This is a genomic window from Nodosilinea sp. AN01ver1, from assembly GCF_050565655.1.
GTDB lineage: Bacteria > Cyanobacteriota > Cyanobacteriia > Phormidesmidales > Phormidesmidaceae > Nodosilinea.
The window spans coordinates 92,848-119,034 of record NZ_JBNXVS010000015.1; the positions used below are offsets into that span (position 1 = coordinate 92,848).

Genomic DNA, 26,187 nt, shown 5'->3' on the forward strand with positions numbered 1-26,187 from the left:
GGCTGACCTCCTAGCCCTCTACCAAGCCCTGGCGCTTGCGGATTTCCTGAATCAGCGCCTTGCGATTCTCCAGTGCCTGCGGCCCCCGAGCATTGGCCTGCTCCAAGGCGATGGTCTCCAGCAAAATCTGGAGCCCCTGAAACTGCACTTGCAGCAGCTCCATCCGGGCCTTGAGGTCATCCACCTGCCGCTCCAGTTCGCGGCGCTGCTGACCATCGCGCATCATCAGGCGAATGATGCTAGCGGCGGGCAGACCCAGCCGATTGGCCTCTTTCTCGACAATCGCTGCCTCTTCGAGGGGCAACGAGACGCTAAATCCTTTACCCATGAGCTTTTTCGTGAATTCGTCAGTGATTCGTAAACGACTGGCCATTGGCTCCCATGCCTGGAACCCCTGATATTGCGGGGTTTCGGTAACCCCCTGGCCCAGGGCTGGGCGTGGTGTGTGAAACGCGGAGCTACGAAACGCAGTGGAGTGGCGTAGCCCCCAGGGCGGCCCGTCAGGCTTTTGCCGGGGCATTTTGTGCGAGGGGGATAGGGAGCAATAGTCTCTGTTTTAGCCCACAGAGAATACCCATTCTGTTCAGCTCAGAAAGCTGCACAGTTTGTTTTTATTCATCACTCAATTGATGGAAATCTGCATCCCATAAAAGGAGAAGTCGTGATTAAGTCGTTATCAAGTCGTGAATGATTGGGTGATTCCAGGCTCGTCTTAGATTCTGGATAGACAAGTCGTTATCAAGTCGTGAATAAGTCGTGAATGAAATTCATCGGCCATCAAAACGATGATGGATTTTGCTGAAGATAACAATTCAGTCGTTATTAAGTCGTGAATAAAAACGACAACTCAGAATACAGATATCGATCAACCAGCTTGAAGGAATTCTTGCATCTTCAAGCTGTTGATTAAACGCTGTCATTGGCATTCAAATATGACCCAAATCATCCAGACCTACATCGACATGGGCAGCTCTGCTACCAAGTGTCTCTACTGGCAGGGCCAGCCCTACCTGCTGCACCTCGACCCCCAGGTGGCTCGATTGAACCCTGCTCGGCTCGACCGGCTAATGCTGGGCGGGCTGACTAGCCAGGAACCGGAGGACAGTGCCTATGTGATGGTGGGCAATAGTGCTTATGCCATTGGGGCCTTAGCGATCGCCCAAAAAGGTGACTCGGGTCTGGCTCTGCCCAAACGCGATCGCGCTGTCTACAAAATCTTGGCCACCCTCGGCGTCATCGCTGAGAAGACTCTGGCAGCTCAGGACATCGACAGCTCAGGATGTGAGTTCACCGCTCAGCTGGGTCTGCTGCTGCCGTTGGAAGAATACTGGCAAGACCGCAAGGAGCTAAAGGCTCAGATTCTGGGGGCGATCTCAGACTTCAGCTTTCGAGGCCGGTCTCTATTTGGGCAGCTAGAGCGCATCGAGATGCAACCAGAGGGGGCCGGGCTTTACCTGGCCAAGGGGTTGCAGCTGGCCAGAGCTGGGGTAGGGATTCGCGACTCCACCGTCGTCGTCCTTATGTTTGGCCACCGCAATCTCTCCATCCTCACCTTCGAGAAAGGCAGCACACCCCAGGAAACCAACAGCACCTCCCAGGGGCCAGGGTTTGTGGAATACCTGAAGCAGTGTGCCACTGAACTGCCAGGTGTCGCTCCCGACGATCCAGCCCTGCTGGAAGCAATCCTTCAAGGGCATCCCACTTTTCATGTCCCAGGTCGTAAGGAATCCCTCGATCTGACCAGAGCCTGTAGCTACGCCCGAGAGTTTTATTTGGATCGGGTGAATCAGTTTTTGGTACAGTGGCTACCCTCGGCTGAGGTGGAGGTGATTGTCGGTGGGGGTGCCGCCTACTTCATTCGGCCAGAGCTGGAGCAATTTTTTGACCAGCGCGGGCTTGCTAAGCAGATTACCTGGGCCGAGGCCCTGCGACAGGAGATGAGCGACGTGCTGCGAGGCCAGGAGGGTACAGCAGAACCCGACTTGATCACTAGCGTTCGCTGGGCCGATGTCTATGGGTTGTTCAAAACGTTCATGTACAGCGCCAAGCCAACCCAGGCTCGCTAGCGCCAAACTCTACCCAATCGCAGCAACGATAAGGACTCAGAGGAATGACCCAAACGTCAGAAACAAAAGCCCGGATTCAGTACTCCAGCCGGGATGAGCTGGATGTCGCAGTGATTGGCTACTGCCGGGGAAAATCTCGCCACGACCTCCATGCCCGTATGCGATCGGCCCTAAATGGCTGCTATGGGCCATTTGCCATGGCAGCGGTTCAAGCCCCCAAAGATGAAATTCGGCGGCAGGCGATGCGATCGATTCAGCAGTTGACGACTCAGATTCTAGAGATCAAGGAACAGTTTCTCCCAGAGCTAGAGGCCCTTGATACTTCGGTGCTGCCGACTATGACAGATCTCCCAGTAGGGCCAACTCCACGCCATTTGCGATCAGCGAAGGGCTCCACAGCATCTACCCCAGCAGAACCCATCAAAACTCTGCCCGATCCAGGGCCGGTGGATCAGCCGCTGCGGGAGTTCTTGGGTGATGATGCCGCCATCATGGCGGGGCTCAATCCCTTTATCAATGACCTGACGTGACTCCGCCGCGCCCCAGAACACCGATCTCCGTTGACCGCCAGACCCAGGAGCAGATTGCGGGAACGGCGGTGCTGCTGCTGGAGCGGTTTTGCCAAGGGCAGCACCGGGGGCAGCGGGTGTTTGAGGGCAAGCAGTTCTACACGATTGTGGAACGGGGGCGCGATCTGAATATCGAGTTTAGAGGCGATGCTTACCACCTGCCAGAGACGATTCTCACGTTGCGATCGCAACGGCAAGGTGGACAGACATTCTATGAGATTGACGCCTGGCTAACACAGGCAGATGTGCAGCGTTTTGCCATCATTCGGCGGGAGCTACAGAAAGACATTGGAGATCACCAAGAAATAGAAGAAAATACCCTCGTTTATTCCCTTACTGTCAAAGCCGATATTCCACAGATTGACAGGGATTAATTTAGGGGATAGCAGCATGAAGCCTGGATGCCTATGAGGCGAATGTTTTTGCTACATTCAATGTCTTTATTGAGAAATTAGGGGTTTCCAGAGAGGTGTCAGGCAGTCAGATTTCGCTTTACAAGAACTTGCCAACTAGGTTAACTAGATTTTTCATTTCCTACAATGAATCAACTCTGCCCTTAAGACGAAAGAGCCAAAAAACTATTTACAATCCCAAATTCAGGAACGATATATGTCTTAAAATTAAAAACTAATGAATTAGTCTACTCCTCAAAAGTACGACTAATACGCTCTAAAATTTCTTCAGCTTTTTCCTTTTCAGCTTGATTGATTCGATTGTTTTTAATCGCTATTTCCAAAGCAATATGGATAATTTTCTTGGCAGAAGGGAAAAGCCCTCTTACTGCGGGGCTAGGAACAGAGTTAATCAAATCATCAATTCGATCGTTCATTGATTCATAGATATTTCCATCCTCTGAGGATTGAATATTTGAGTCTGTTCTGCGTTTTCCTCCTGGCCTGGAAGATCTTTCTCTAGGTTCGGAGGAATGATTCGAAGATACATTCCTAAAATTAGAGTAAGAGTTAGGAGTATTAGGATGCAAAGAGCAATGAGTGGGGTCTTTTTTTTTTGAGGGGCAACTGTTTGATCACCTTGATTAGCGTCTGATATGACAACCCATTCATCATTTGTGCTAAATCGACTTGATATGCCTCTCCAAACTGGCAAAGCCTGCAGATACTCTTTGCTTTTTAGAGTAGTAGTCAAAATCAATAAGCCTTCATTATCCCTTGGAAGTCTACTTTGAGATAATTCATCGCACAACTTATCTCTTATCGATTTTGAATCGCCACCAATCATTTTCTTTGAATTTGCATCACTGTCCACAAAATTCCGAAAAGAAAAAGATTGACCTATTTCACTAAGCTTCTCAAAAGATACATAAAACCCATCTTCTTCTTTTTCAGAATTCTGGATACACTTATCAACTAGATCGTCCAGTTCACCTCTTAACGCTAAAATAGTGATCTCTCTGATCACTTTTTCATTTTCCAGACTATGAACGCTGTCTTTGAAAGTCCAGACAACTGAATTTCTGATTCGCCTATTCATGTAGTCTAATCGATTAGGCTCAGATTCAAGTGCTGTAACCAATAAGAAATGGAATTTTCCAGAGCGATATAGAATTATTGAAGGGCGTTGAAAATCTATAATATCTTGAGCATTAAAATCCTTGAAAGAAGTTAATATATCTGGAAATTCAGGCTTTTTCCTATCTGAAGCTTGAACTCTAAACCACCGATAATCATTTTCCTGGCTATATCCTCTTGTTTGGATATGAATGTTTCTGATAGTTTCCATTGCTAAGTTCCTAAGCCTAAATTTTCAACCAACCTTCGCCCTGAAGAATAGTAAACCCATCGCTCGTCTTGCATCCTCTTGCAAATTCATCAACTGCTTTTTGCAAGTGCTTATCTACGCCTAGCCAACCTCTAATAAAATTAAACTTTCCCCATTTTCTAGAGTCAAGATGAACTTTCAGAAGAAATCTAAGTAAATATCTTAATGGTTGCTCACTATCTTTAGGCTCATATTTTGCGTCATGCCGAGTTTTCCGAAAATAAAAGTGCGGATTTCCCTTGTCGTCAGATTCGATGCGAGATAGAACTACACTCCCAACTGTCTCAACAGGAGTTAAAACACTAACAATCCAGGGCGACAAATTTTCAGATCTAAAAAATTCAAGTAACGTAGAATATCCTAATTTAAGTGCTTCCTCTAAATCATTCTTTTGCTTCTTCTTTAAATACTTTTCGCATTTTACAGGTGCAAAAATAACCATTTTAGGTTCACTTACATCCATGGAGGAATAAGCATCCTTAAATAAATCTTTAATTTGTTGAGGCCTGTTTACTCTTTCATGATATTTCCCATTTTGCTCCATCAAGGATGGCGCATCAATTGCAATTAAAATCACATGGGAATTCACAATGAGCTTACGTAGAAAATCCTTTTCTTCTCGTGTTGATTTTGCACCATGATACCCCCCTGGATAGTCTCTAAATCTTAGAGTTAAAGACGGCTTTTTGCCCTTCTTGCCAAGGCCAAAAGTAAATGATCTTAACGAATCTGGGCCTCCTCCCGCCTCAGTACCTTGTATTCCTCCCTTAGCTTCAAAGGAATCTAAGAGACTTTTTAAGTCAATTAATGTATCCTGCAAAATTGCCGAGCTATCTTCATCTGGAGTTAATTGCAAGTCGGTGTTGGCAACGCTACTCTCAAATTGCTCGTACATAGCGGTTAAGAGAGTTGTCTTGCCAACACCACTTGGCCCAAGCATCGTTATTTGAAGCTCTGACATTATATTCTGCCCTAAAATCTTAATTTAGAAACTGTAAATTTTCAAACTTGTTAGCTTTTGCAGATTTTTCTATTGCATTAAGCCATTCCACCCTAGTGCGCGTTTTTTCATCTAGAGCTCGAAAATGATCACTCCAGATTTCAGATCTAATAGACTGTAGAAAGATTTGCCATTCCATTTTAACTCCTTCAGCCCGAAGCACGCGGTCACAAAATTCCTCTACAATCGCAAAAGCTGCTTGGCTTGGTTCCGCAAGTAAGTCATCTAGAGCAGTGCGGCACTTATATAAAGCTTCTGAGTGCAGTGTAGTTAAGCAATCAGAGACTTCATGAGCAGTCGGTGAGGGAGAAAGATGAAGTTCCGTAGTATTTGGTGTTAAATCATCCAAGTGTTGTCGAATACGATGTTGAACAAGTCCTCTGTAAGAAAGAGCAAAATCTGCAAGAATACTAAATCCATGTTTTAGCTTGCTTTCTTGATTAGGAATAAGTTGTTTGGGGATTTGATCCGTAATTACTCTTAGAAACTCAGTTCCATCATCCTCTGCTAAGGAATTTAGCCTTCCTTGAATCATCAATACACTTGCTACTTGTGATTTAACCCTCTCTAAACCACGCTTCAATGCTTCATCAACTAACAAAAACTGTTGCGATAAATGAGCTCTTACCTCATTCATATAAGAATAGTATGCATTTGGATAGCCTCCCAAGCCCTTCTGTTTCAGTTCAATAGCTTCTATTGAAGGGAGTCCAGTATCTTGCTTGCCAGCGTTTAGGGCTTCATCAACCTTTTGCTTGAAATCCATGTCGGGAAAATCTTTCTGGTCTCGTAGCTCATCAAGCAAATCATCCAAACCTGAAGCCAGATCATCCCAAAGACTTTCAAAGAGCTGCAAAAATAGAGGAAACCAGTCTTCGCCACTACCAGATTCGCCTAGCGCTGTGCGGGCCTTAGCTAGTTCAATTTCAACTGATCGATGGAGTTCATATAATCGATTTTGACATGCAGAGGCATATTTGCGATCTAAGGTATGAATTCCCTCGGTCATGTAGTTCAGAATCAAGTCAAGGAGAGAACTAGTCTCTTGTATATCAGCACAGTTAGTAATCAGTTGACCAGCAACCTCAATATGCTTTTCATTTAGACTTTCCTTTAGCTCTAAACAGTTTTCCCAGTTATCACCATACTTAGAGCCCATAGCAGTGCGGTTTAACACTAAAAAAGACCATAAGCTAATTGGCAAATCGACTAAAGCACCTTGCACAGTATCGTATAGGTGTACATCGTAATCTGCCCAATAGTCGCCTGATGGCTTAGGCATCCGGACAAATAAAACTATGTCCACATCCTGTCCGAGAGTTTTAACCAATCGCTCAGTATCTCCAATTCCGGTGTCGCCTAAGCCCGGCATATCTACTAGGGCAACTTGACCCACATCCTCATTAGGGAAGTTGCATGTAATTTTAACTTCTTTAACAGCAAGATAATTAAAATAAATACGTTTGCCGTCAGGGGTATCTTGAGCTACATACTCCCTGATTTGTTCCCTAGAAATTCTTTTGGGAGAAGGCGCTTTGAGCAAAGAGCTATACTTATCAAAATTGGCGTGGTATTTCTTTAGATGTTCATACATAGCCCCCTCCACTGCCCTTCCCTCAAAATCTTTGGGTAATGGCGGAATTGGTTGCCGTGCAAAAGTCTCTAGATTAAGAGGCTTGGCCCCAAGTTTTAGCTTGTCGTAATAGGGAGAAATAACATCCTCCAGGAATGAAGAATCTGTATAAAACCATACATCTCCATAGGGTTCTACATCTGGGTTATGGTGGATGGTACTGCGAACCCCTGTACAGTGTTGGCGATCTCCATCTGGAATTTCAGAGGAGCTTAATCCAGTTAGGCTTTGTAACAATCGGCTTTTCCCCTGCCGTGCCCTGCCGACCACCCCAATATTTAATGTATTTCGCGAGAATCTTGCTTTCAGCTTGTCTAAGGCTTGCACTTCTCTCTTAATTTCTTCTTGAACAACTGTAAAGTCTATTTCGCGGAGGGAGCCAGCGGCCGGGGACTCTCCTAATTTGGATAATAGGGACTGGCGATGTGTATCCAGATATTGCAGTGTGGCAGTTAGATTCTGAAGATTCACTTCTATAGTCTGGATTTGCTCGGCCAGAGGACGCCGCTGATTCAAGATAGAGCTAATCTGATCAGTCCTATTCATAAAATCTGGTGGTGAGGATTTTTGTAGTGATATAAGGCTAGTTTAGTCAAGAGTGCCCTAACTGGCAGGTTTTTGCTCTAAGAAACTAGGCATGATGAATTTTGGCTAAACTTGATCTGGAGCAGGTTGACATCAAGGTACCAGGACAAAAGTGATGGAGAGGGCCGGAAGCTAGGGCTGATGGGCATTTGACAAAGTGAAGGGAGAGGAGGTGAGCTAGGAATTACCACACTCATAGCATCGACCCCCTCATGAACGAGATTACCCGAATTCAAGCGGCACTGCGACCCCACCTGCCCTGGCATGGAGCCCGTCTGACCTTTGTAGCGCTTTTCCTGGTGGCCTTATTTCGGGTAGACACCGTCAACCTGGACAAACTGGCCTCAGTCTTCGCCAATCGGGCTCAGAGCACCTTCAGTCACAAGCGGCTGACCCGCTTTTTCCGAGGCTTTAGCGTAGATTTCGATGCCATTGCGCGAGCGGTGGTGAGTTGGAGTCAGATCCCCCAGCCCTGGACGTTGAGCCTAGACCGCACGAATTGGAGCTTCGGCACTGTGCATTTCAATATCTTGATGCTGGGCCTTGTCCACGAAGGGGTGGCCTTTCCTCTGCTGTGGACGATGCTTGATAAGCGCGGCAACAGCAGCAGTGATGAGCGGATGGACTTACTGGAGCGCTTCGAACGTCTCTTCCCTGATGCCCAGGTTCATTGCCTGACGGGCGACCGAGAGTTTGTGGGCCAAGCGTGGTGTAGCTTCTTGCTGTTGCCCAAGGCCATCCCCTTCCGCCTCAGACTGCGCCACAGTGACCGCATCAGCTCTCGCTCGGGCCAACGGCGGCAGCGGGGCGAACGAGTCTTTGCCAACCTGAACGTCGGCGAACAGCGGGTACTGTCAGGCAAACGTTGGGTATGGGGTCGTCGCGTCTACGTCGTCGCTACCCGCTTGGACGATGGTGAGCTGCTGATTGTGGCGACCGACCACCGCCCTCAGAGTGCATTGGCAGATTACCGCTTGAGGTGGGGCATTGAGACGTTGTTCGCGGCCCTCAAAACCCGAGGCTTCAACCTCGAATCGACCCACTTTTGCCACCCTGAGCGGCTCAGCAAGTTGATAGCCCTGCTGGCGTTGGCGTTCTGTTGGGCTATGCTCACTGGACTCTGGCAACACCAGCGGCATCCCATTCCGCTCAAGGCCCATCAGCGCCCGGCCAAAAGTCTCTTCCGCCATGGCTGTGACTTTCTCCGTCGCACCTTCTGCGATCTCACTCTCCGGGTCACTGAATTTGATCAGGCGCTACGACTTTTGTCCCTGTACTGAGGGTTGACATATAAAGTTTGAAATACGTTGGGAAGAGTAAATTGGCTCTGAGCATTGAATTCAGGACGATTTAGGTCGCTTAGCTGCGTATTCCAGAGCGGTCAGCTTTTTGTGTAAATCCCAGCCCTGGGAACGAAAAACCAAGGATTTTAGGCCGATCAGCCACGGATGCATGAACACTCCTTTATTTCTACCATGTGGCCAGTCAAACACGGGCAGCCCTATGCCAATGAAATCGAGCGGTGGATGTACGCCAATCTTGTAGCGGCCTTCTTTGAGAAATTCGACGAGCTGCGCGACATCGACGTTGACGATCCGTTTGAGTGTATCGATGCCACCGAGCAGTTTGATGCCCTACCCAGCGACGCAAAGCTAGCGGCAGTCTGTGAATCAGCTATCGCGATTATGGATCCGTTGTCTTCCCTGGGTGGGCAAAATGCCCTGCTTGCCGAAGCAGGGGCGATTCCGTTTGAGTGCATGAAAGGTCTCATTGTCATGGAGATTGAAACCACCCAGGAGCTTGAGTCTATGGAGCCTGGCCTCTCAAAATGGGGCGACTTCTGGCGGAGGCAGGTGCTCCTATTTTTCTATGGTCTCCATGGCTTGTCGTTGGTAGACATGGTTGAGAGCATTCTCTATGAAGAGGCCGGTGAGCCGGGTGAACTGTCTGAAGCCCTGATTCGATCGTGCAGCGCTCAGGCGCAAGAGGCGATTGACCAGAAAACCTATCTAGACTTTCTGCCCTGGATCCCGAAGTCACCCCAAGAAACGGACATCGAGCAATGGGAAGACCTGATTGAAAGTTACCTAATGGATGATCGCCTATTTCAAGATCACGACTGGCTGATCAGTCTGCCTTCTTCCCATCCTGAATTGCCCGATGCGGCGGTTCTGGAGTTGCAGTTCAAAAATCAGGAAATCCAAGCAACCGTCGGCATTGCTCCAGCCTACTTTGACATGGGGCTGAGCCAACGACAGCTCAAACTCTGGCAAGATCTCAGGCGAGAGTTGGAGACCTATTGGGTCGCGCCCCACCTACAAACCCCGGCGATTGTTCACAGAATTGTGAAGGCTCTGGGGCAAGGGCATTTACTGGGGGCACATCCAGCCGAGGACAGCGAACCAGAGGCGTGGCGTTTGGGTGCGCCTAAACGGGTGCAGGACTTGCTGGCGAAAACTACCTTTCGCGAAGGCTGTCACCTGGCCCTGAATATCGCTGAGCCGGGCGAGGTCGATCAGCTGGTTCCGATTACCCACATCAGCGTGCTGGAAGCGGAGGCGGGCTATGGCGTGGGAGGCAAAATTTGCGAGTTTGAGACCGAAGCCGGTGCTGCTGCGATCGGGGATGAGCTGAACCCTGAGGCGATCGAGGAGGTAGTTGTCTTGGCGGTTGAGGGGTTGGCGTCGTTTTTTAGGCCGATGGAGGATGCGGCGGGGTAACTACCGTTTGCGGAGCCTAGCTGACCAGGGCGAAAATCGGCGTTGTCCTTGCCAGACTACGGAATGGCACTTGGGTCTTCAATCAAATTCGACGACTGACCTTAAGTTAAAGCCGTGGGCCAGGAAAATAGCTTCAATTCGCTCCTTGGGAAGCCAAGCTATCTGGGCAAACTGAAGCGCGAGGCCATGAAGCGTAATGCGCGATCGCGTCCGCGCCCCTAGGTTTTGCAAGTTGGTTTGCTGATCTTTGGCATCATGAGCCCGGAGGACAAATTCTGCCAGCATTCGCACGTCACCAGGCCACAGGATCTCTATCTCCTCTAGCTGGGATAAATACACGGGTTGAGGTCTTCTAACAGGCGCTACCGGCAATTTCTCTGGAAGTATCATAGCGATAAGGTTTTCTTTGCCGCCGTGGACCGCACTTGATAGTGTGGTTGACACTCCTGCCTGGGGGTACGGGGGTACCTACCCCTTCTTCCCGCTGGCTTCCCTCGCTTCTAAAGCCTCCCTCAACAGCATTTCAACCACGAACGTAAACGATCGCTGCTCTCTGTCTGCGATCGCCTGAATGGCTTCCCTCATGGGGTCTGGCAGGTAAATGCTGGTCTGGCGCTTCTGGGTAGTCATAGCCACTCTATCTAGCTCTAGAGCAAGCCTAGGTGAAGCGTTGCGATCAAGGGTAATCTACTCTAGATTAAAGTAGATTAAGCTAATATAGATAAGCATATTTGCTAGTCAAGTCGCCTCAGCCTTGTTTGGCGGCCAGGCTGACTTTCACCAGCACCCAGGAGGTGCCCTCCCTATGGCTCAACCTTTCCCACACCAGCGATTGTGCCAGCTTCATCACACCCATCGAGCCTTCGGGTATGACCTCAACCCTGGCCACTTGCACCTCCCACCAACCACTGACCTACCCGCCGCCTTCCCCTATGTCGAAGCGCCTCGCTTCCACTACGGCGATCGCCTCCGCTGGATTCCCCACGGCAACGCGACCGATTGGGGCCTGGTCATTGGCCGGTTCTACAGCTACGCCCCCCACAGCCGCCGCTGGCAGTGGTGCTACCTGATCTGGCTCGATTCGGCTTCCCCCAGTGCCGCCTGGGTCAGAGCCGATATCGCCTGGGAAGACGACCTCGAACCCCTTGATGAGGAGCCTGCCCGATGAATCCCCGCCCCCTTTCTCCCCGTGAGCAGCACTTAATCGAGCGGTACAGCTACTGCCAACTGGGCATGACACCCCAGCGGTTTTACGCCAAGTGGCAGGTCAGCCAGGAAGACATGGCCGCGATCTGCTCCCGGTCAGTCTCAACGGTGCGGGGCTGGTTTCGTAAAGGTCGCAGCTATCGTCGCCCCACCCCGGTTGACTTGCGCCATCTGGCCCTGATGGATTTTTTGCTCGACAACTTTGACCAGATTCCGGCAGACCTGCGGCAAGCCCTGTGCTCCACCGAGCCCGAAGACGAGCACACCTAACCCAAGATTGTCAATATCACCGTGCTCTGTTTTGGCAAATCTTCCCTGGCTAGGGTGGCATCAACTGCACCACATTGATTCATCCGGAAGGACAGTCACATGAGCCAAGGGCACCGTATCATGGCCGATATCAAACGTATCCGAGCGGCGCTGGCAACGCCAGGGCAAGGCTCATACCGCCTGCAAAAGCTGCCTCGACAGTCCGTTTGGCTCGTTCACTGTAGAAACAGCAAAACCTACCGGCTGACTTTTCAGCCTGTGCCGATCAACGCCTGGACACTGCATCCCCCTGATCGGGAGGCCTCTGAGCTGTTGGGCAAGATTGAGCAAGCATTGAGGCCCATCGCTGCCAGTGCCGGAGATAGCGGGCAGTCTTACCCAAGGGATGCTGTCAACGAGCAGGAGACTCACCCTTTGGAGAGCCAGCAGTTCTCTTCATCCGCTGCTTACGAGGTGGACTCTCCTACAGCCTATAACCAGCTGCTTCATCCCTGGTGCGTTGTTCAATTCCTCCCCCATATGCAGCGGCGCACCGTAGCCCGGTTTCGGCGTCGCAATGATGCTGATGCCCATTTGAAAGCCATGCGGCGGCTGAGCCCCTCGGCTCAGTACACCGTTATGTTTGATCCAGCTCCATCTGTTCCCAGCTTCACTCACGAGGGGCAAGGGGAGGTGTTTGCTTGAGAGCTGAGGGAAGTATCGCGTTTGCATCACAGTTGCGTATTGGAGTCACGGGTGAAACAGTGGGCGATGTGGAATGGTTGTTCGGTCAAGAGGGTGACGCTGAATGGGGTATTCACCCATAACGGCTGGGGATTAATCTCATCCAACCCCGAGGATGGCTTGGGCTGTCAGGTTCAAGTTGGGAAAGACAGAAGAGGTAATGCGCTGATCGCCGCGCAGCAGTTGCCGGTCGTAACGCCCCTCTGAGTTCAGGGTACAGACAGTTAATGTGGGTTGTTTAGGCCGACCAATGAAGAATTCGCCGCCGAGCCCCTGGTAGTCGGCAATCCAGTATTCTGGAATGCCCAGCAGGGCGTAGTCTTCGAGTTTGCGGGCGTAGTCGTTTTGCCAGTTGCTGCTGACAACCTCCGCCACAAATTTGACGGTGCTGCCGAGGGTGACCACGGGTTGGCTAGCCCACAGCGGCTCTTGGGGGAGGGCGGCGCGGTCTAGGACGATTACATCGGGGCGAAACCCGGTCTGGTTGGCCAGGGGTTTGATCAGGCAGCGATGGGGGATGAAGTAATCGGCTCTTTGCTGCACGATGTCGTAATTGAGCCAACGGGCAATTGTTGCCGCCACTTGCTCATGAGGCCCTGTCGGTTCCAAGTCAAACAGTTCTCCATCAATGAGTTCGTAGCGACTATCATCGCCATACTGAGCGAGAAACTCCTCAAAATTCAGGGAAATCGGTTGTACGGGTCGATCGCTTGCGAGTGCCATGGTTGCTCTGGCTGCCCTTGGTGGTGCTATAGGCGAACGTTAACTTTGCTCAGTCTATCGCGACTAGCCGAGAGCCAGTTGCCAGTAGGTTATTATAACTATCACCCCTGTCTTTTTTCAGCTTGGATGGCAGCTAACGATTGACGGGAATTTACTGTATCTGGATGATCATCGCCTAGGCATCGTTGCCTAATATCTAGAGCCTGAGCCATTAGTATTTCTGCCTGGTCAAACTGCTGCATGTAGGCATACAAAACTGCTAAATTATTCAGACTACCGGCGGTGTCGGGATGCGCCTTGCCAAACTGCGATTGCCGATTCTTTAAAGCTTTTAAATAGAGGGGTTCAGCCTCTCCATAACGTCCTTGAGCACGATATAACCCGGCTAAATTGTTCAAACTGCTGACAGTGTCGGGATGCGCCTCACCAAGCTGTGATCGCCGGATTTTCAGGGCTTGTTGGAAGAGAGGTTCTGCCTCCCTGTAGCGTCCTTGGGAGTAATATAACAAGGCCAAATTGCCCAAACTGTTGGCGGTGTGGGGATGGTTAGTTCCGAGCTGCGATCGGCGAATTTTCAAAGCTTGCAGGTAGAGGTGTTCCGCTTTCTCGCAGCACCCTTGGGACTGATATAAATCAGCCAAATTGTTCAGACTTTGGACGGTATCGGGATGGTCTGCGCCGAGCTGCAATTGTATGATTTCTAATGCTTTTTGCAAGAGGGGTCCGGCCTCTCTGTAGCGGCCTTGTGAATAGTACAAGGCGGCCAAATTATTTAGACTGGTGGCGGTGTGGGGGTGGTTTGTGCCGAGCTTCGATTGCACGATTTTCAATGCTTGTTGGTAGAGTGGTTCGGCTTCCTCGTAGTGCCTTTGAGAATAATACAAAGCGGCCAAATTGTTCAGACTTTGGGCGGTATCGGGATGGTCTTCTCCAAGCTGCAATTGCCGGATTGCTAAGACTTTCTGGTAGAGAGGTTCGGCTTCCCCGTAGCGCCTTTGATCACAGTACAACCCAGCCAAACCATTCAGACTGTTAGCCGTGTGAGGATGGTCTGGGCCGAGCTGTGACCGCATAATTGACAATGCTTGTTGGTAGAGGGTTTCTGCCTCTCCATAACGCCTCTGGCACTTGTATAATTCAGCCAAATTGTTCAGACTAGAGGCAGTGTTGGGATGGTCTGTTCTAAGCTTTGATTGACAGATTTCCAAAGCTTGCTGGAAGAGGAGTTCGGCCTCCTCATAGCGCTGTTGCTGACGATATAAAGCGGCCAAATTGTTCAGACTAGCGGCAGTGTCGGGATGGTCTTCTCCAAGCTGCAACCGCCGGATTTCCAAAGCTTGTTGGTAAAAAGGCTCGGCCTCTTCGTAACGCTCTTGAGCACAGTACAACCCAGCCAAATTGTTCAGACTGGTGGCAGTATCGGGATGGTCTTCTCCAAGCTGCAACCGCCGGATTTCCAAAGCTTGTTGGTAAAAAGGCTCGGCCTCTTCGTAACGCTCTTGAGCACAGTACAATAAAGCTAAATTGTTCAGACTGGTGGCAGTGCTGGGATGGTCTTCTCCAAGCTGCGATCGTATGATTGGCAAGGCTTGTTGGTAGAGGGATTCGGCTTCCCCATAGCGTCCCTGAGAGTCGTACAACAAGGCCAAATTGTTCAGACTAGCGGCGGTGTTGGGATCGTCTGCTCCCAGCTTCGATCTCGTGGCTTCCAAGTTTTGTTGATAAAGTGGCTCAGCATCTCCGTAGCGCCCTTGCTCGTACAGAAAGTGGCCAGTTTGATTTAATAATCTTATCAGATCAAGCGTGTAGGTAGCTGGTTGAGGGGCGACAGCCTGCACCTGTTCTATCAGGCGATCGCACAGCCACCAATTCTCAAACTCTGGATCAGGAAACGTCGCATTCAGGGCATTGACCACGCGATCCAGCCATTGCTGCCGTTGTTCGGGGGTGAGGCGATCGCGCAAAACTTCCTGCACCAGGCGGTGAATGCTGTAGCGGTCATCCGTTTCTAACCGAATCAGAGAATAACGGGTCAGTTCCGTCAGCAGTTCAGGGATTATCAGCTCATCCTCTGCCACCTCAGCTAAGGCAGTTGCCAATGTCTCTCCCAGATGATCTTTGCCTAGAATCAAAATCTCGTAGGGAATATTATCCGGTGCCAAAAAGGCACTCAGCCGCAACACATCGGCAGCGGCAGGGCTGCTGGCCTGCACCGCCTCAAAGTTGATCTGCCAGGTGGTGGCCACCGACGCGGGATAGTTGCCCACCTGAGGCTGCTCTTTCTCTAGCACCTGCAAGCGCCGCTGCTGGTAAGACCGCAAATAGATCGCAAAACTTACCCCTTTAGTCTGGATATAGGCCGCAGCCTGCTCCAGCGCCAAGGGCAGATAGCCGAGTTCCTGGGCTAGGGTTTCCAGATCTTGCTGCTCTGCCGAGTCGAGGGTATCCCGTTGGGTGCGCCGCTGCAAAAAGGTATGGGCATCCTCTGGAGCCAGAGTTTCAAGAGGAATCGCCTGACCCACCCCCAGCCGTTCTAATCGTGATAGTCGCGAGGTGATCAATGTCCGTCCGTTAGGCGCATTGGGGAGAAAAGGCTGTACGGCGTCGGGATCGTCCACATTGTCGAAAATCAGCAGCCAGCGATCGTTTGTAGACAGCCAGCGTTTTACCGCCGCAATGTTCTCGTCTAGCTTGTTTTCTTGATAGTTGGGCAGAGCCAGGTCGGTGGCAATGGCACCAAAACTCCCGGCAATGGTCAAGCTGCTGGCATTCACCCACAGCACCCAGTCATAGCCAAAGGGTTGCTGAAAATAGCGATAGGCATATTCCACAGCGGCTTGGGTTTTGCCCACCCCGCCCAATCCGTGGATTGCCTGGGACTGACTGAGGGCGGCAGTGCCCGTTTGCCCCAGGGTGTCGTGGAGCTGGGTGAGGACGGCGTCTCGTCCGGTGAAGAACTCGTTGCGGAGGTAGGGAACGGTGAAGCGCTTGGGTTCCGTCTTCGGAGGCGGCGGCAGATGAACATGAGTTGTTTGGGTGACATCCCCTATCGTCAAGTTGCCAGCAACAGAAACCTCTCGGAGGACAGTTTGCTCAACCTGCCACGGCCCGGACTGCGGTTCATCCGGGCGCGATTCTTCTGGAACTGGTAGATTTTTGCTCAACCTCTTACTCCTTAACCCCAGTCAAAAGTCGAAAGTTACCAGGTTTACTGCTTCTGGGTGATATCGCCAATTTTTAGATCGCCACCCACCCCCAGATTGCGACCCACGATTTGCTCAGCCACCCCTGTTTCACTCACCTGCTCAACATTGCCCACTTCCACATTGCCCCTGACCCGCACTGTGTCCAGCACCGCTTGCAGGCCAGGCGACTGCGCCTGGATTTGTTGATTTAGCGCTTGCAGTTGCTCGGCAAACAGCTGATCTTGCTGCATTTGGGTCAGCAGCACGGTTTCTAGCAGCTTCAGGTTGGTGTCGGTGGGTTCGGCTTCGGCGATCGCCAGCACACCCGCCGTCTGGGTTGCCGTCAACTTGTCCTGCACCGCCTTGCGCGTCGCCTGGATAGCCGCACCACTTTTTGCCAAGGCCGCCTCCCCCACCTTCTCGCCCACTTTTTCCAATGCCTTGGGGACAACGTAGGTGGTGATGGCTCCAGCCAACAGAGACAACGGTTCAACCATCGGGGCAATCCTCCAAAAGCGAGCGAAGCTATAGGCAGCTGTGACCATCTCAGTTTTAGCCCAAGTTCGCGTTTACACCCACTTGACGGGAGGTAACGAAGTCGCCGTCCCAGGGTTTGCAGTCCTGAGCCCCGCCCCTGAAAACCTTTACAACATCCCCTTCACACACCGATTGAGCTTTGGTTAAGCAGAGCTATCTTGGGATGAGCCGGATGAACCCTGGCTAGCATTGAATTGACCGTGCAAGGGTGTTCCTACGTTTTGGCCATTGAACCGCAATCAACCGCGATTCCCGCAGGGATTGCTTCGCGAATCGCCCGCCTCGCCCTACATCAGTCCCAACGGTGTCAGGCCATTCCAACGCTGTCGGTTCTACAGGGAAAAGCCATTGCGGCCCGTCAGCTGTGGACCCAGTGGTTGGAACAGACTGGGCGATCGACGGGCGTGGGGGTTTACACGTCCATCGCCACCCTCCTAGAAACCTGGCTCACCGCATTGGCGCAGCATGATGAACTGCGATCGCGGATTCTGCGAAACGTCGCTGTCCTGGCCCATCGCTCCGAAACAGAACTGACCGCCTGGTTAGCCCATACCAGCGACTACCAGCGTCAGCTATTTTGGCAGCAGCTAGCGCCCCTCTCGCAGGATGCAGAGCGGCTGCGATCTATCCTCGACTGGCTCCCTGACTTCCCCAGCTCAGAGCCACAAACTAAGCCCCTGGCGCTGGCGGACTCCTCTACGGTGCTAGCCAGTTTTGCTGCTGTAGCGCGGCTATTTCTACCGTCGGCGGTGCCGGGGTTGTTGGTGCTGCTGCCCGAGGATAATCGGGCAGCTGTCGCCCTCACCGCCCTCGCCCAGTTGGTAGAGGCGGTGCCGCAGATTCCGGTAGCCCTGGCGCTAACCGTGGCCCAGGTTCAGTACTTGCTAAACGAACTGCCCGAATCGAGAGCCAAGGCCATGCTGCGTGGTGGCCTGATCGATGTCCCCTTGCCTGAACTGGGCAACCTTAAGCAGCGATTGAGCGATCGCAACCTGGATGACGAGCAGCTTCAGCCTCTGCTGCACCTAGTCGAAACCCACGGCACTACCCCAGACGTGTTAGATACGGCGCTGACTCTTCTTGACCCAGCTCACCAGCCCAAGACCGAAGAGGCGGCTGACGTTTATCGCAGCCAGGCGGAGTGGTTTTTGTTTCAGTATCTAGAGGCCAAACCGACGACCACGGGGCGATTTCAGGTGAATGCGCGGCTGGACATCAACTTTGGCGATCGCCCCATGGAGGTGGACTTTCTCGATGGCGCGGCCAAAATAGTGATCGAACTGGACGGGCACTATCACTTTCAATGCCTCGACAACTACCGCCGCGATCGCCGCAAAGATCGGCTTTTGCAGCAGCAGGGGTTTCTGGTGCTGCGCTTCCTCTCAGAAGATGTAGTCAGCGATCTCGAAGGTATTCTCGATGCCGTTGACCAGGCCCTCGCGACCCGCTCTTCTTCTGTCACCCAACCTTCGGAGGCATGATGCTTTCACTGCAACCCATTCCCTTGACAGACCTGCTGTTGAGTCGCCTACTCTTTGCCGATAAGAAGGGTATGACGGTCAGCGAGTTGAAGGCGGCCCTCAAGGCGATCGCCGGTAGTGAGCTATCCAACACCGCCTATACCGAGCAAATCGAAACTACTTTGACCAGCCTCAGCGAGCAAGGCTACACCCAGCCGGTCAGCTCGTCCCGCCACCAACTGAGCGACAGTGGACGTCAGCACATTCTCGACGCCCTCAACCTCAAGACCCTACCCCCCCGACTCCAGTGGAAAACCCTGAAGAATACCGACTGGATCGCCCATGCCCTCAACCTGCCCGCCCTTTCCACCGAAACCCGTAAGCGGCTAGGGGAAGCCGACGGACTGCGAGCGGCCATCCTTCAGCAGGGCTTTGCTCTGCCTGTTGCCCCCTTTGGCACGCTCACCCAGGCGCGCAATGCCCTGCTGTGGCAGCACCTATGTCACCCTCAAACCGCTGAACACCTCCAGACCCAGCTCCCCAACCTGCGACAGCAGGCGTTTAACCAGGGCACCGTTATGGCTGCCCTACTGAATGATTTGCTGCAAACCCCCAAGCCTCTGCCCTGGGACAAAGCGCTGTCGCAGCTGGTGGCCAAGGTCGCCCAGGCCAAGCGCACCACCCCCGATGAACTGCGCACCGCGATTTTGCGTCAGGCCGTGACCAGCGCCGCGTCGCCATCCCCAAAAACCGACACCCCCACCACTAACACCCCAGCCCCCTTGTCAGATGAAGCGTTCGCTGAGCTTACCCTCAACGCGGCCAAAACGACACAAGAAGGCCGGTTAGGAGATTCCAAAGTATTCATCTCTCGGGTTTGGGCAACCTTACAGCAACAGCACCCAGACCTAACGCTTACCCTGGCAGACTTCAAACAGCGTTTGATTTCTCTGAACAAGCAGCGAAAACTTACCTTGAGCCGAGCCGACTCTCCCCATATCTTGCATGCCGAAGATGAGACTTTATCGGAAGTCTCTTATCTAAACACAACATTTCATCTTATTCGTATTGATTGATTTAAAGAGCTATGACTACAGACCTAAGACTAGCGGCTTTTTGCTCTGAACAAGGGTTAAGTATTTTTCATCACATCGTTCACCAGAATCAGATTTGGCATCCTGACCCCTATGATGTTGAGACAATTCATGAAGAAGCACGATCACTCTTTGAACGCTTGCTGAACTGGGTTGGTAGCGATGCATCAGATCACTTAGGAAGAATTTTGTTGCTGCTAGGAGAGGCAGGGGCGGGAAAGACTCACTTGATGAGAGTTTTTCGTAATCAAACTCATGAACAGCAGAAAGGGTTTTTCAGCTATATGCAAATGACATCTGCTGTATCAAACTATGCTCAATATGTGCTAAGAAATACAATTGATTCCTTTGATAAGCCCTATCACACACCATTTGGCGAGACGACTGGGTTAATCTATCTATCGAATGCACTCGCAGAAGATTCAGAGGCTGTGACAGCCAATGAGTTAGCCTTGCTTCGGGAGGATGATCTTTCTCAAGAAGAATTAGTAGAGCTGATCTATCCAATTGCTGATCGTGTTATTGCCTTAGATCGTTTTAAGGGCGTCGATATTGACCTAGTCCGAGCACTCCTTTATTTACAACCAGGTCAAGCTGCCATCACAGCTAAAGTGCTTAAATTGCTACGATGCGAACCACTCGCTCCTTACGACAGTAAGGCACTAGGTGGTATGACGTCGCGTGATCGCGAGGACGATCCACTACGGATGCTTCAGTCGTTAGCAGTTCTGATCCAAGCTGTGACAAAAGGTGCATTTGTTATCTGCTTTGATCAACTTGAAGATATTTACACGATGACGGAGTCAGGGCAACGATTTCAGCGGACTGTCCAAACCATCGTATCGCTAGCAGAAATTCCTAATGTAGTGGTTGTTCTCTCATGCTTAGAGGATTTCTACTCCGAGTTGAAATTAAATTTGTGGAAAAGCCTGCTTGCCCGATTGGAGTCAGATCCTGCTCCAGTTAAACTTAAGGCTCTTAGGACGGCTGACGAAGTGAAGGCAATTATTACACAGCGTCTAGGGTATCTTTACGACTTGGCAAGTGTTCCTAACGAAATACGAGATGGGTCTATCTACCCCTTTCCTCCAGAAACTATAGATAAACTAGCCGGACTACCGACTCGACGTGTCCTAGAAGCATGCAATCAACAGCGAGAGAAAAGCATTACAACGGGGCAAGTACCACTTGTTGAGGTAGATTCACCCATCGTTGATCCGCCTTCCTCATCGGAGCTGAGTCAGTATTGGAATGATCACTTGGCTGGGAGCTTTGAACCTTCTGAAGATGATCGCGATCTGCTCTACCTCATGGGCCATAGCATTCAGCGCTGTGGGCAAGAGCTGGGCCATGGCTGCCAATTTACCCCCCAGATCGATGGGGATTACCTGACTGTCAATCTGCACCTGGAGCCGAATGCCACCCAAGACTCTTTACTACTGAGGCTGTGTCAAAAACCTGCCAGGGGTGGTTCTCTAGCCAAGCAAATTCGGGAGCTTCAGCAAAATGCTGGAGCCCACATCCCCGTAGCCCTGCGTACCACCGAATTCCCTAGCAATCCTCAAACAAAGATTGCCCAGCAGATTGGCGACTTTCTCAGTCAGGGTGGCCGTCGCGCCCAGGTAGCTGATTCTGACTGGCGCACCATGCTGGCGATTCAAAGCTTCGAGCAGCAGTACGGCGATCGCCCCGACTATCCCGCCTGGCTCCAGACCGAAAAACCCCTGTCACAATTACCCTCCCTCCAGCGCATCTTGGATCTGGCCAACCTGAAGTTACCTGCCAGTTCTGCCTCCGGCAGCCAACCTCAGCCAACCCAACCAATCCCTCAGCCGCTAGCCTCAAAGCCTGGAGAACAAACCACTGGAGATGATGCTCCTAAAGACGAGACAAAACCCTTCCCTGATTCTGGGGCTGAACCAACCTTACCTGAGCCAGCGTCAGCCATCCCTCTAGGCCAAACACGCGCCACAGTGCCAACCCCGGTTGATCTGCCTCGGGAATCGCTGGTGCGCCACGCCGCGTTTTTGGGGGGATCGGGCAGCGGCAAAACCACCCTGGCCCTGACCTTGATCGAACAACTGCTGCTGCGGGGCGTGCCCGCTATTTTGCTCGATCGCAAAGGCGATCTGTGCAGCTACGCCAACCCTGAGGCTTGGGAAAAGCCCACCGACGATCCTCGGCTGATGGCCTACCGGCAACTGCTGCGCGACCACATCGATGTCGCGGTCTACACCCCCGGCACTCTGGGCAACGTCGGGCGACCGCTGAGCATTGCCATCACCCCACCGGGCCTGGGGCAACTGTCTAGCGCTGAGCGGCAGCAACTGGCCAACTACTGCGCTGCCGCCCTGGGGGGCATCATGGGCTACAAGTCATCGGGGCTGGACAAAACCCGGATGGCGGTTTTGGGGCAGGCGATCGCCGTGCTCAGCACGCTCCAGACCGACAATCCCCTGAGCATCGACCGGCTGATTTCATTTATCGCCGAGCAGGATCCGCTGCTGGTCAATGCGATCGGGGTGTTAGACCCGAAGCACTGCAAAAAGCTGGCGGAAGACCTCCAGACCCTTAGCTTGATGGCCGGGCACCTCTTCAATCCTCAGTGCGAACAACTCTCCACCGAGCAGCTGTTGGCCTCGTCTCATCCCCAGAAGACCCGCTTATCGGTGATTAACCTGGGCAGCCTGGGCGATAACGCCAACATTTTATTTTGGGTATCACAGTTTTTGCTCAACCTCAACCGCTATGCCCAGCGGCATCCCTCGGGCCCGCTCCAGGCGGTGGTGTTGTTCGACGAGGCCGATCTGTATCTGCCCGCCCAGGGCAAACCCTCAACCAAAGAGCCCATGGAAAGCCTGCTGAAGCGAGCCCGTTCCGCCGGACTGGGCATTTTGCTAGCTACCCAAAGCCCCGGCGACTTGGACTACAAGTGTCGAGATCAAATTTCCTCCTGGTTTGTCGGCAAGGTGAAGGAAAACACTGCTCTCAACAAGCTGAAGCCCATGCTCAGCGAAGCCAAGACCGACGTGACCAGTAAGTTGGCCAACCAACAGGTCGGCGAGTTTTTCGCAATCCGTGCCGGGGAGGTTACCAGCTTGAAGGCAAACCTGTCATTGATTCGGGCTGAACAGGTACCGCTGGAAATGGTGCAAGCTCTGGCGGCCAGTTCTGTAAATCAGTAGATAGCTAACCGACACGCGATGCGATCCTAGAATCCGCTTTCGGGAGCAGTCCCGAAAGAAGTGTCGTTCATCCCCTTTGCCAGGCATACCTTTGGGCCGGTTGCGGTAGGAAATTGGTAGGACGATTTATTGAGAACCGCTATAATCGAAGGGCAGAAAGGGCTAGAAGATTTTCTGAACTTCGTTCGGGACGAAGGGGCCGTGGGTTCGAATCCCGCCATCCCGATTCTTTTGTTGTCGAGTAACGGTTTAGCTGTCGTCGCTAACACGTTAGTGTCGTCCATTCCGGAGCTATTTGACATCGTTCTGGAATTGATGTCGCAATTCCGGGATTCGGCGTCTCTCAAAACGACCTTCTTTTCCCCCTCCACATACCAGCAGTCAACACAGCTCAGTCTGAAGAAACAGCGTTAACTTGTGCCATGCATCGATGGCCGCAGCGGCGTGGTAAGACTCTCGCTCATGGCAAAAGAAGCCGTGGGTGGCTTCGGGGTAAAGCGTCAGCGTATGGGGTTTGCCGAGCTGCTGAAAGCGGGTCTCGATCTGCTGAATGCGATCGCGCCCAATGAACGGATCTTGCCCGCCAAAGACCAGCAGCATCGGCACAGTAATATCGTTCACGGCCTCGATCCACTCGTCTAGCACCATGCCGTAGAAGGGGGCAGCGGCGGCAATCTCTGCGGAAAAGCGGCAGGCGGACAGAAAGGTGAGGCCACCCCCCAGGCAAAATCCGGTCACGCCGATGCGTTTAGCATCTACTTTGGGCAAAGCTTTGAGATAGGCGATCGCGGCCTTCAGATCCTGCTCAACGGGCTGGCCAAAATCCAGGCGATACATGGTGGCCATCGCCTGATCGACCTCGTCATAGCCAAAGGTAATGTCCTCGCCCTCCCGGTAGTACAGGTTGGGAGCCAGCACCGCATAGCCCTCCTGGGCCAGGCGCAGGGCAATATCGCGAATGTGATGGGTCAGGCCAAAGGCTTCCATTAAAAGCAAGACAGCGGGCAGGCGTTGGTCAAAGACCGACTCTGAAGAGCGTTGGCGCAGCCTCTCCAAAGGAGAATCGCCTTCGGCTGGTCGGCAAAAAAAGGCGGGCATCTGGCCATCGGGGGTGGTGATGACCACTTCGGCAGGTTCAACAGGCATGGTTGTTTCTCTCACAAAACCTGCTGTCAGCCTAGAAATTGGACTGGGCCAGCGGATAGAACAAAACCAACCATCTTTGGGATATTCCTGCGATACCAAGTCCAGTTTGGAATCGGTGGTTTTTCTACCGGCAGAACTCCATTTCTGGACTTGCATGAGATTTATTAGCGTTGACGAAACTGGGTTGGAGTGACACCTACTAAGCGATTGAAGCACCGGGTCAGATGGCTCTGATCGCAAAAGCCGACCCTGACGGCAATGTCTGCCAGGCTGAGTTCACTGTGGCACAGCAGAGCCTGTGCCTGTTCTACCCGCCGCTGCAAAATGTATTGATGGGGTGAAATCCCTTCGCTTTGCTTAAATAGGCGGGCAAAGTAGGCCGGACTGATTTGGGCGATCGCCGCTAATTCCACCAGTTTTAAGTCTTGATGCAGATTGGCATCAATATACTCCTTGACCTGATTTCGCTTCGTTTTGGAAAGCCCGCTGGCAGTGCTGGAGAGTCGGGGCTGAGTCTCGCAGTAGCCACGCAGCAGATGAATGGCTAGCGCGGTTTTCAACGCATCCACCAGCAAAGAACTGCCCAGCCCTGCCGATACCACTTCCGCCTGCAGCGTTAAGACCAGGTTTTGAATAAAGCTGTCTGCCGTATCCATAAACTGCGGCACGAGCTGAATGCGATCGGGGTTTACCCAATCTTGCCCCACCTGCTGAAGCAAAGCCGGTTCTAGCGCCAGCACCATGAACTGGGCTTCGCTGTCCCAACTACAGCGGTGAGAAACGCCAGCCGGAATGATGGCGAGGCCGTCTGGGCGTTCTTCCCGCTGGCGCTGGCCGTCGAGCCAGCGGTAGCCCGTGGGGTTGGCAGCCGCATTGGGGAGACCGATCGCGATCGCGTGCAGGGTATGCTGATGCTCCGCCGTAGCAAACCTGGGCTGTTGGTATAGCTCCAGGTGAATGCCGTCCCACCCCGTGCTAGACAACACCGCTGGTCGAGGCAGCAGCCCTTCAGCTGGGTTAGCCTCTCGGTGATTGAGCACAGTAATAGACTCTGACACGCGCACCATCCTTTGCACTATTCAGATGAAGGAGATTGTTTCATAACTGGAATATCGGGCTCATCGGTCCAGTAGTCAGTGACTTCGAACTTGCCAACCCCAGGGATAGACCGCGACAGCCATTTATCAGAATCAGGGTAGTAGCAAGCATCATAGGGGAGATTCTCGCCCATCATCAAAATATCGACTGTCTCGTTGGTGTGGTTGTAAAACTGATGGGCAATGCGCTCGCCGCGAGGAAATGAGATGGCGTCACCTTCGTTGGTCGCTATAGTCCTGTACATTCCAGACTGCTCTGCTGAGGTTCAATGGTCAAAATACCATTCTTCAAAAAATAGAGCGATTCTTTGCTGAATGAGTAGTCTTTATTCACCAAGCTGTCGTCGTTGAGGACGTCGGAAAAAGAAATAGATAAGAGCACCAATACCATTTGCAAACAATATAATCAAAATCCAAACAACCTTGGTGTTACCACTATTCGATTCTTGGGTTGCACAGTCAACCAGCATCCAGATCCAGAATGCGAAACCAGCCAGAGCAATAGCGCCAGGCACTAGAAACCAGGCTAAGTCGAATGGATATAAAACTGAATCATATGAATCGATAAAAACACTGACCTGGTTTTGAATCAAAAAATCGGCCAGACTTGGATCGCTAGGGGAGATGTCGACTAAAATTTGCTCGCCTTGCTTGTTAGTAGCAGTTGCTTGGGTGCGATCCATATTAATAGAAGCAGACTCTATTTGGCCTTGCTTAACAGCCTGCATAAACTGCTCCTGACTCCAGGCTTTATTCTCAATTTTTTGGTCACACGAGGCAACCAAAAAAGTGGCTGACAAAATACCCAAAAACAAGAACTGAGTCAAACGTTTAGCTTGCTTATTGCTGCCGATATTGCGGGTGGAATTGGCTTTTAACTCTCTCATTTTGCAGTCAAGGCGGGGTCGATAATTTTTCTCATGGTTACTCTAGTTAGGCAATGGCAATCACCAGCGCGACTAGACTCAAGCATCCCAATCCAGCACGGGCAACATGGGAATATTCCCAACGATCGCGCAACTCTATCCAGTTGGGTGAATCGGTTTTACCTTTGCTGCTGCCAAATGAGAAAAAGCTGGAACTATAGCGGTTCTCATTCGGATGAGGTACAGTAACAGTCATTTGTGAACCAGCTGCGAATATCCTTTAAAGTGACTTGAGAATAAGCAGATTCAATCGCTTCTTGTAGGACTTGATGAGTCCGTGCGC

General features: G+C 51.8%; 25 protein-coding genes and 1 tRNA gene. 12 read left to right on the forward strand and 14 right to left on the reverse strand.

What is annotated here, in order from left to right:
• Nucleotides 1-10: 10 nt before the first annotated feature.
• Nucleotides 11-328 (reverse strand): hypothetical protein, encoded by a 318-nt coding sequence (locus ACQ4N7_RS13745; protein ID WP_035985554.1) that lies wholly within the window; start codon nucleotides 326-328, stop codon nucleotides 11-13.
• A gap of 604 nt (nucleotides 329-932) precedes the next feature.
• On the opposite strand from ACQ4N7_RS13745, the gene ACQ4N7_RS13750 reads away from it, so the two are divergent.
• Genes ACQ4N7_RS13750 through ACQ4N7_RS13760 form a run of 3 tightly spaced genes read left to right on the forward strand, consistent with a single transcriptional unit; the run spans nucleotide 933 to nucleotide 3,009 of the window.
• Complete coding sequence (locus tag ACQ4N7_RS13750; protein WP_430712075.1) at nucleotides 933-2,066, forward strand: ParM/StbA family protein; 1,134 nt, start codon at nucleotides 933-935, stop codon at nucleotides 2,064-2,066.
• Nucleotides 2,067-2,110: 44 nt separating this feature from the next.
• Nucleotides 2,111-2,596 (forward strand): hypothetical protein, encoded by a 486-nt coding sequence (locus tag ACQ4N7_RS13755; RefSeq protein WP_430712076.1) that lies wholly within the window; start codon nucleotides 2,111-2,113, stop codon nucleotides 2,594-2,596.
• The gene (locus ACQ4N7_RS13760) at nucleotides 2,593-3,009 is read left to right on the forward strand and encodes a hypothetical protein (protein WP_430712077.1); all 417 of its coding nucleotides are present in this window, start codon (nucleotides 2,593-2,595) and stop codon (nucleotides 3,007-3,009) included. The genes ACQ4N7_RS13755 and ACQ4N7_RS13760 overlap by 4 nt, the downstream gene beginning before the upstream one ends.
• A gap of 266 nt (nucleotides 3,010-3,275) precedes the next feature.
• Here ACQ4N7_RS13760 and ACQ4N7_RS13765 read toward each other — a convergent pair whose 3' ends face one another.
• The 4 genes from ACQ4N7_RS13765 to ACQ4N7_RS13780 are packed head-to-tail and all read right to left on the reverse strand — an operon-like array spanning nucleotide 3,276 to nucleotide 7,593.
• A complete protein-coding gene (locus tag ACQ4N7_RS13765; protein ID WP_430712078.1) occupies nucleotides 3,276-3,464 on the reverse strand; it encodes a hypothetical protein in 189 nt (62 codons plus the stop codon).
• Nucleotides 3,461-4,375, reverse strand: coding sequence for a hypothetical protein (locus ACQ4N7_RS13770; protein ID WP_430712079.1), 915 nt, complete (start codon nucleotides 4,373-4,375; stop codon nucleotides 3,461-3,463). Before ACQ4N7_RS13770 ends, ACQ4N7_RS13765 begins: the two co-directional genes overlap by 4 nt.
• A 16-nt stretch (nucleotides 4,376-4,391) precedes the next feature.
• Entirely contained in the window at nucleotides 4,392-5,375 is a 984-nt protein-coding gene (locus tag ACQ4N7_RS13775) for a hypothetical protein (RefSeq protein ID WP_430712080.1), read from the reverse strand.
• Between the two features lie 19 nt (nucleotides 5,376-5,394).
• Complete coding sequence (locus ACQ4N7_RS13780) at nucleotides 5,395-7,593, reverse strand: hypothetical protein (RefSeq protein WP_430712081.1); 2,199 nt, start codon at nucleotides 7,591-7,593, stop codon at nucleotides 5,395-5,397.
• A 251-nt stretch (nucleotides 7,594-7,844) separates the two neighbouring features.
• On the opposite strand from ACQ4N7_RS13780, the gene ACQ4N7_RS13785 reads away from it, so the two are divergent.
• Together ACQ4N7_RS13785 and ACQ4N7_RS13790 are read left to right on the forward strand one after the other, a co-directional pair.
• The gene (locus ACQ4N7_RS13785; protein ID WP_430712082.1) at nucleotides 7,845-8,912 is read left to right on the forward strand and encodes an IS4 family transposase; all 1,068 of its coding nucleotides are present in this window, start codon (nucleotides 7,845-7,847) and stop codon (nucleotides 8,910-8,912) included.
• Between the two features lie 195 nt (nucleotides 8,913-9,107).
• Entirely contained in the window at nucleotides 9,108-10,352 is a 1,245-nt protein-coding gene (locus tag ACQ4N7_RS13790) for a hypothetical protein (RefSeq protein WP_430712083.1), read from the forward strand.
• A gap of 468 nt (nucleotides 10,353-10,820) precedes the next feature.
• On the opposite strand, the gene ACQ4N7_RS13795 is transcribed toward ACQ4N7_RS13790, so the two are convergent.
• On the reverse strand, nucleotides 10,821-10,982 hold the full coding sequence (locus ACQ4N7_RS13795; RefSeq protein ID WP_430712084.1) for a hypothetical protein: 162 nt from the start codon (nucleotides 10,980-10,982) through the stop codon (nucleotides 10,821-10,823).
• 175 nt (nucleotides 10,983-11,157) lie between these two features.
• Here ACQ4N7_RS13795 and ACQ4N7_RS13800 point away from each other — a divergent pair, with 175 nt between their 5' ends.
• From ACQ4N7_RS13800 to ACQ4N7_RS13810, 3 genes are all read left to right on the forward strand, one after another.
• Nucleotides 11,158-11,520, forward strand: a complete 363-nt coding sequence (locus tag ACQ4N7_RS13800; RefSeq protein ID WP_430712085.1) for a hypothetical protein — start codon at nucleotides 11,158-11,160, stop codon at nucleotides 11,518-11,520.
• The gene (locus tag ACQ4N7_RS13805) at nucleotides 11,517-11,828 is read left to right on the forward strand and encodes a helix-turn-helix domain-containing protein (protein WP_430712086.1); all 312 of its coding nucleotides are present in this window, start codon (nucleotides 11,517-11,519) and stop codon (nucleotides 11,826-11,828) included. Before ACQ4N7_RS13800 ends, ACQ4N7_RS13805 begins: the two co-directional genes overlap by 4 nt.
• A gap of 120 nt (nucleotides 11,829-11,948) precedes the next feature.
• Nucleotides 11,949-12,512 (forward strand): hypothetical protein, encoded by a 564-nt coding sequence (locus ACQ4N7_RS13810; RefSeq protein WP_430712087.1) that lies wholly within the window; start codon nucleotides 11,949-11,951, stop codon nucleotides 12,510-12,512.
• 138 nt (nucleotides 12,513-12,650) lie between these two features.
• Here ACQ4N7_RS13810 and ACQ4N7_RS13815 read toward each other — a convergent pair whose 3' ends face one another.
• The 3 genes from ACQ4N7_RS13815 to ACQ4N7_RS13825 form a co-directional block, all read right to left on the reverse strand.
• Entirely contained in the window at nucleotides 12,651-13,274 is a 624-nt protein-coding gene (locus ACQ4N7_RS13815; protein ID WP_430712088.1) for a Uma2 family endonuclease, read from the reverse strand.
• A 101-nt stretch (nucleotides 13,275-13,375) separates the two neighbouring features.
• Nucleotides 13,376-16,438: an FxSxx-COOH system tetratricopeptide repeat protein gene (gene fxsT, locus ACQ4N7_RS13820; RefSeq protein ID WP_430712089.1), complete on the reverse strand. Its 3,063-nt coding sequence runs from the start codon at nucleotides 16,436-16,438 to the stop codon at nucleotides 13,376-13,378.
• Between the two features lie 44 nt (nucleotides 16,439-16,482).
• Nucleotides 16,483-16,956: a Fis family transcriptional regulator gene (locus ACQ4N7_RS13825; protein WP_430712090.1), complete on the reverse strand. Its 474-nt coding sequence runs from the start codon at nucleotides 16,954-16,956 to the stop codon at nucleotides 16,483-16,485.
• 261 nt (nucleotides 16,957-17,217) lie between these two features.
• On the opposite strand from ACQ4N7_RS13825, the gene ACQ4N7_RS13830 reads away from it, so the two are divergent.
• From ACQ4N7_RS13830 to ACQ4N7_RS13845, 4 genes are all read left to right on the forward strand, one after another.
• On the forward strand, nucleotides 17,218-18,477 hold the full coding sequence (locus tag ACQ4N7_RS13830; RefSeq protein ID WP_430712091.1) for a DUF559 domain-containing protein: 1,260 nt from the start codon (nucleotides 17,218-17,220) through the stop codon (nucleotides 18,475-18,477).
• Complete coding sequence (locus ACQ4N7_RS13835; protein ID WP_430712092.1) at nucleotides 18,477-19,532, forward strand: hypothetical protein; 1,056 nt, start codon at nucleotides 18,477-18,479, stop codon at nucleotides 19,530-19,532. Before ACQ4N7_RS13830 ends, ACQ4N7_RS13835 begins: the two co-directional genes overlap by 1 nt.
• A 1,277-nt stretch (nucleotides 19,533-20,809) precedes the next feature.
• The gene (locus ACQ4N7_RS13840) at nucleotides 20,810-22,735 is read left to right on the forward strand and encodes an ATP-binding protein (RefSeq protein WP_430712093.1); all 1,926 of its coding nucleotides are present in this window, start codon (nucleotides 20,810-20,812) and stop codon (nucleotides 22,733-22,735) included.
• A gap of 103 nt (nucleotides 22,736-22,838) precedes the next feature.
• A tRNA-Ser gene (locus ACQ4N7_RS13845) sits at nucleotides 22,839-22,961 on the forward strand.
• A 155-nt stretch (nucleotides 22,962-23,116) separates the two neighbouring features.
• Here the strand turns inward: ACQ4N7_RS13845 and ACQ4N7_RS13850 are convergent.
• The 5 genes from ACQ4N7_RS13850 to ACQ4N7_RS13870 all read right to left on the reverse strand — a co-directional run bounded on the left by ACQ4N7_RS13850 (nucleotide 23,117) and on the right by ACQ4N7_RS13870 (nucleotide 26,100).
• Complete coding sequence (locus tag ACQ4N7_RS13850; protein WP_430712094.1) at nucleotides 23,117-23,881, reverse strand: dienelactone hydrolase family protein; 765 nt, start codon at nucleotides 23,879-23,881, stop codon at nucleotides 23,117-23,119.
• Nucleotides 23,882-24,045: 164 nt separating this feature from the next.
• Nucleotides 24,046-24,939, reverse strand: a complete 894-nt coding sequence (locus ACQ4N7_RS13855) for a helix-turn-helix domain-containing protein (protein ID WP_430712095.1) — start codon at nucleotides 24,937-24,939, stop codon at nucleotides 24,046-24,048.
• Between the two features lie 17 nt (nucleotides 24,940-24,956).
• Nucleotides 24,957-25,223, reverse strand: a complete 267-nt coding sequence (locus ACQ4N7_RS13860; RefSeq protein WP_430712096.1) for a hypothetical protein — start codon at nucleotides 25,221-25,223, stop codon at nucleotides 24,957-24,959.
• A gap of 81 nt (nucleotides 25,224-25,304) precedes the next feature.
• Entirely contained in the window at nucleotides 25,305-25,865 is a 561-nt protein-coding gene (locus ACQ4N7_RS13865) for a PLD nuclease N-terminal domain-containing protein (protein WP_430712097.1), read from the reverse strand.
• Between the two features lie 46 nt (nucleotides 25,866-25,911).
• Nucleotides 25,912-26,100: a hypothetical protein gene (locus tag ACQ4N7_RS13870; protein WP_430712098.1), complete on the reverse strand. Its 189-nt coding sequence runs from the start codon at nucleotides 26,098-26,100 to the stop codon at nucleotides 25,912-25,914.
• Nucleotides 26,101-26,187: the final 87 nt, after the last annotated feature.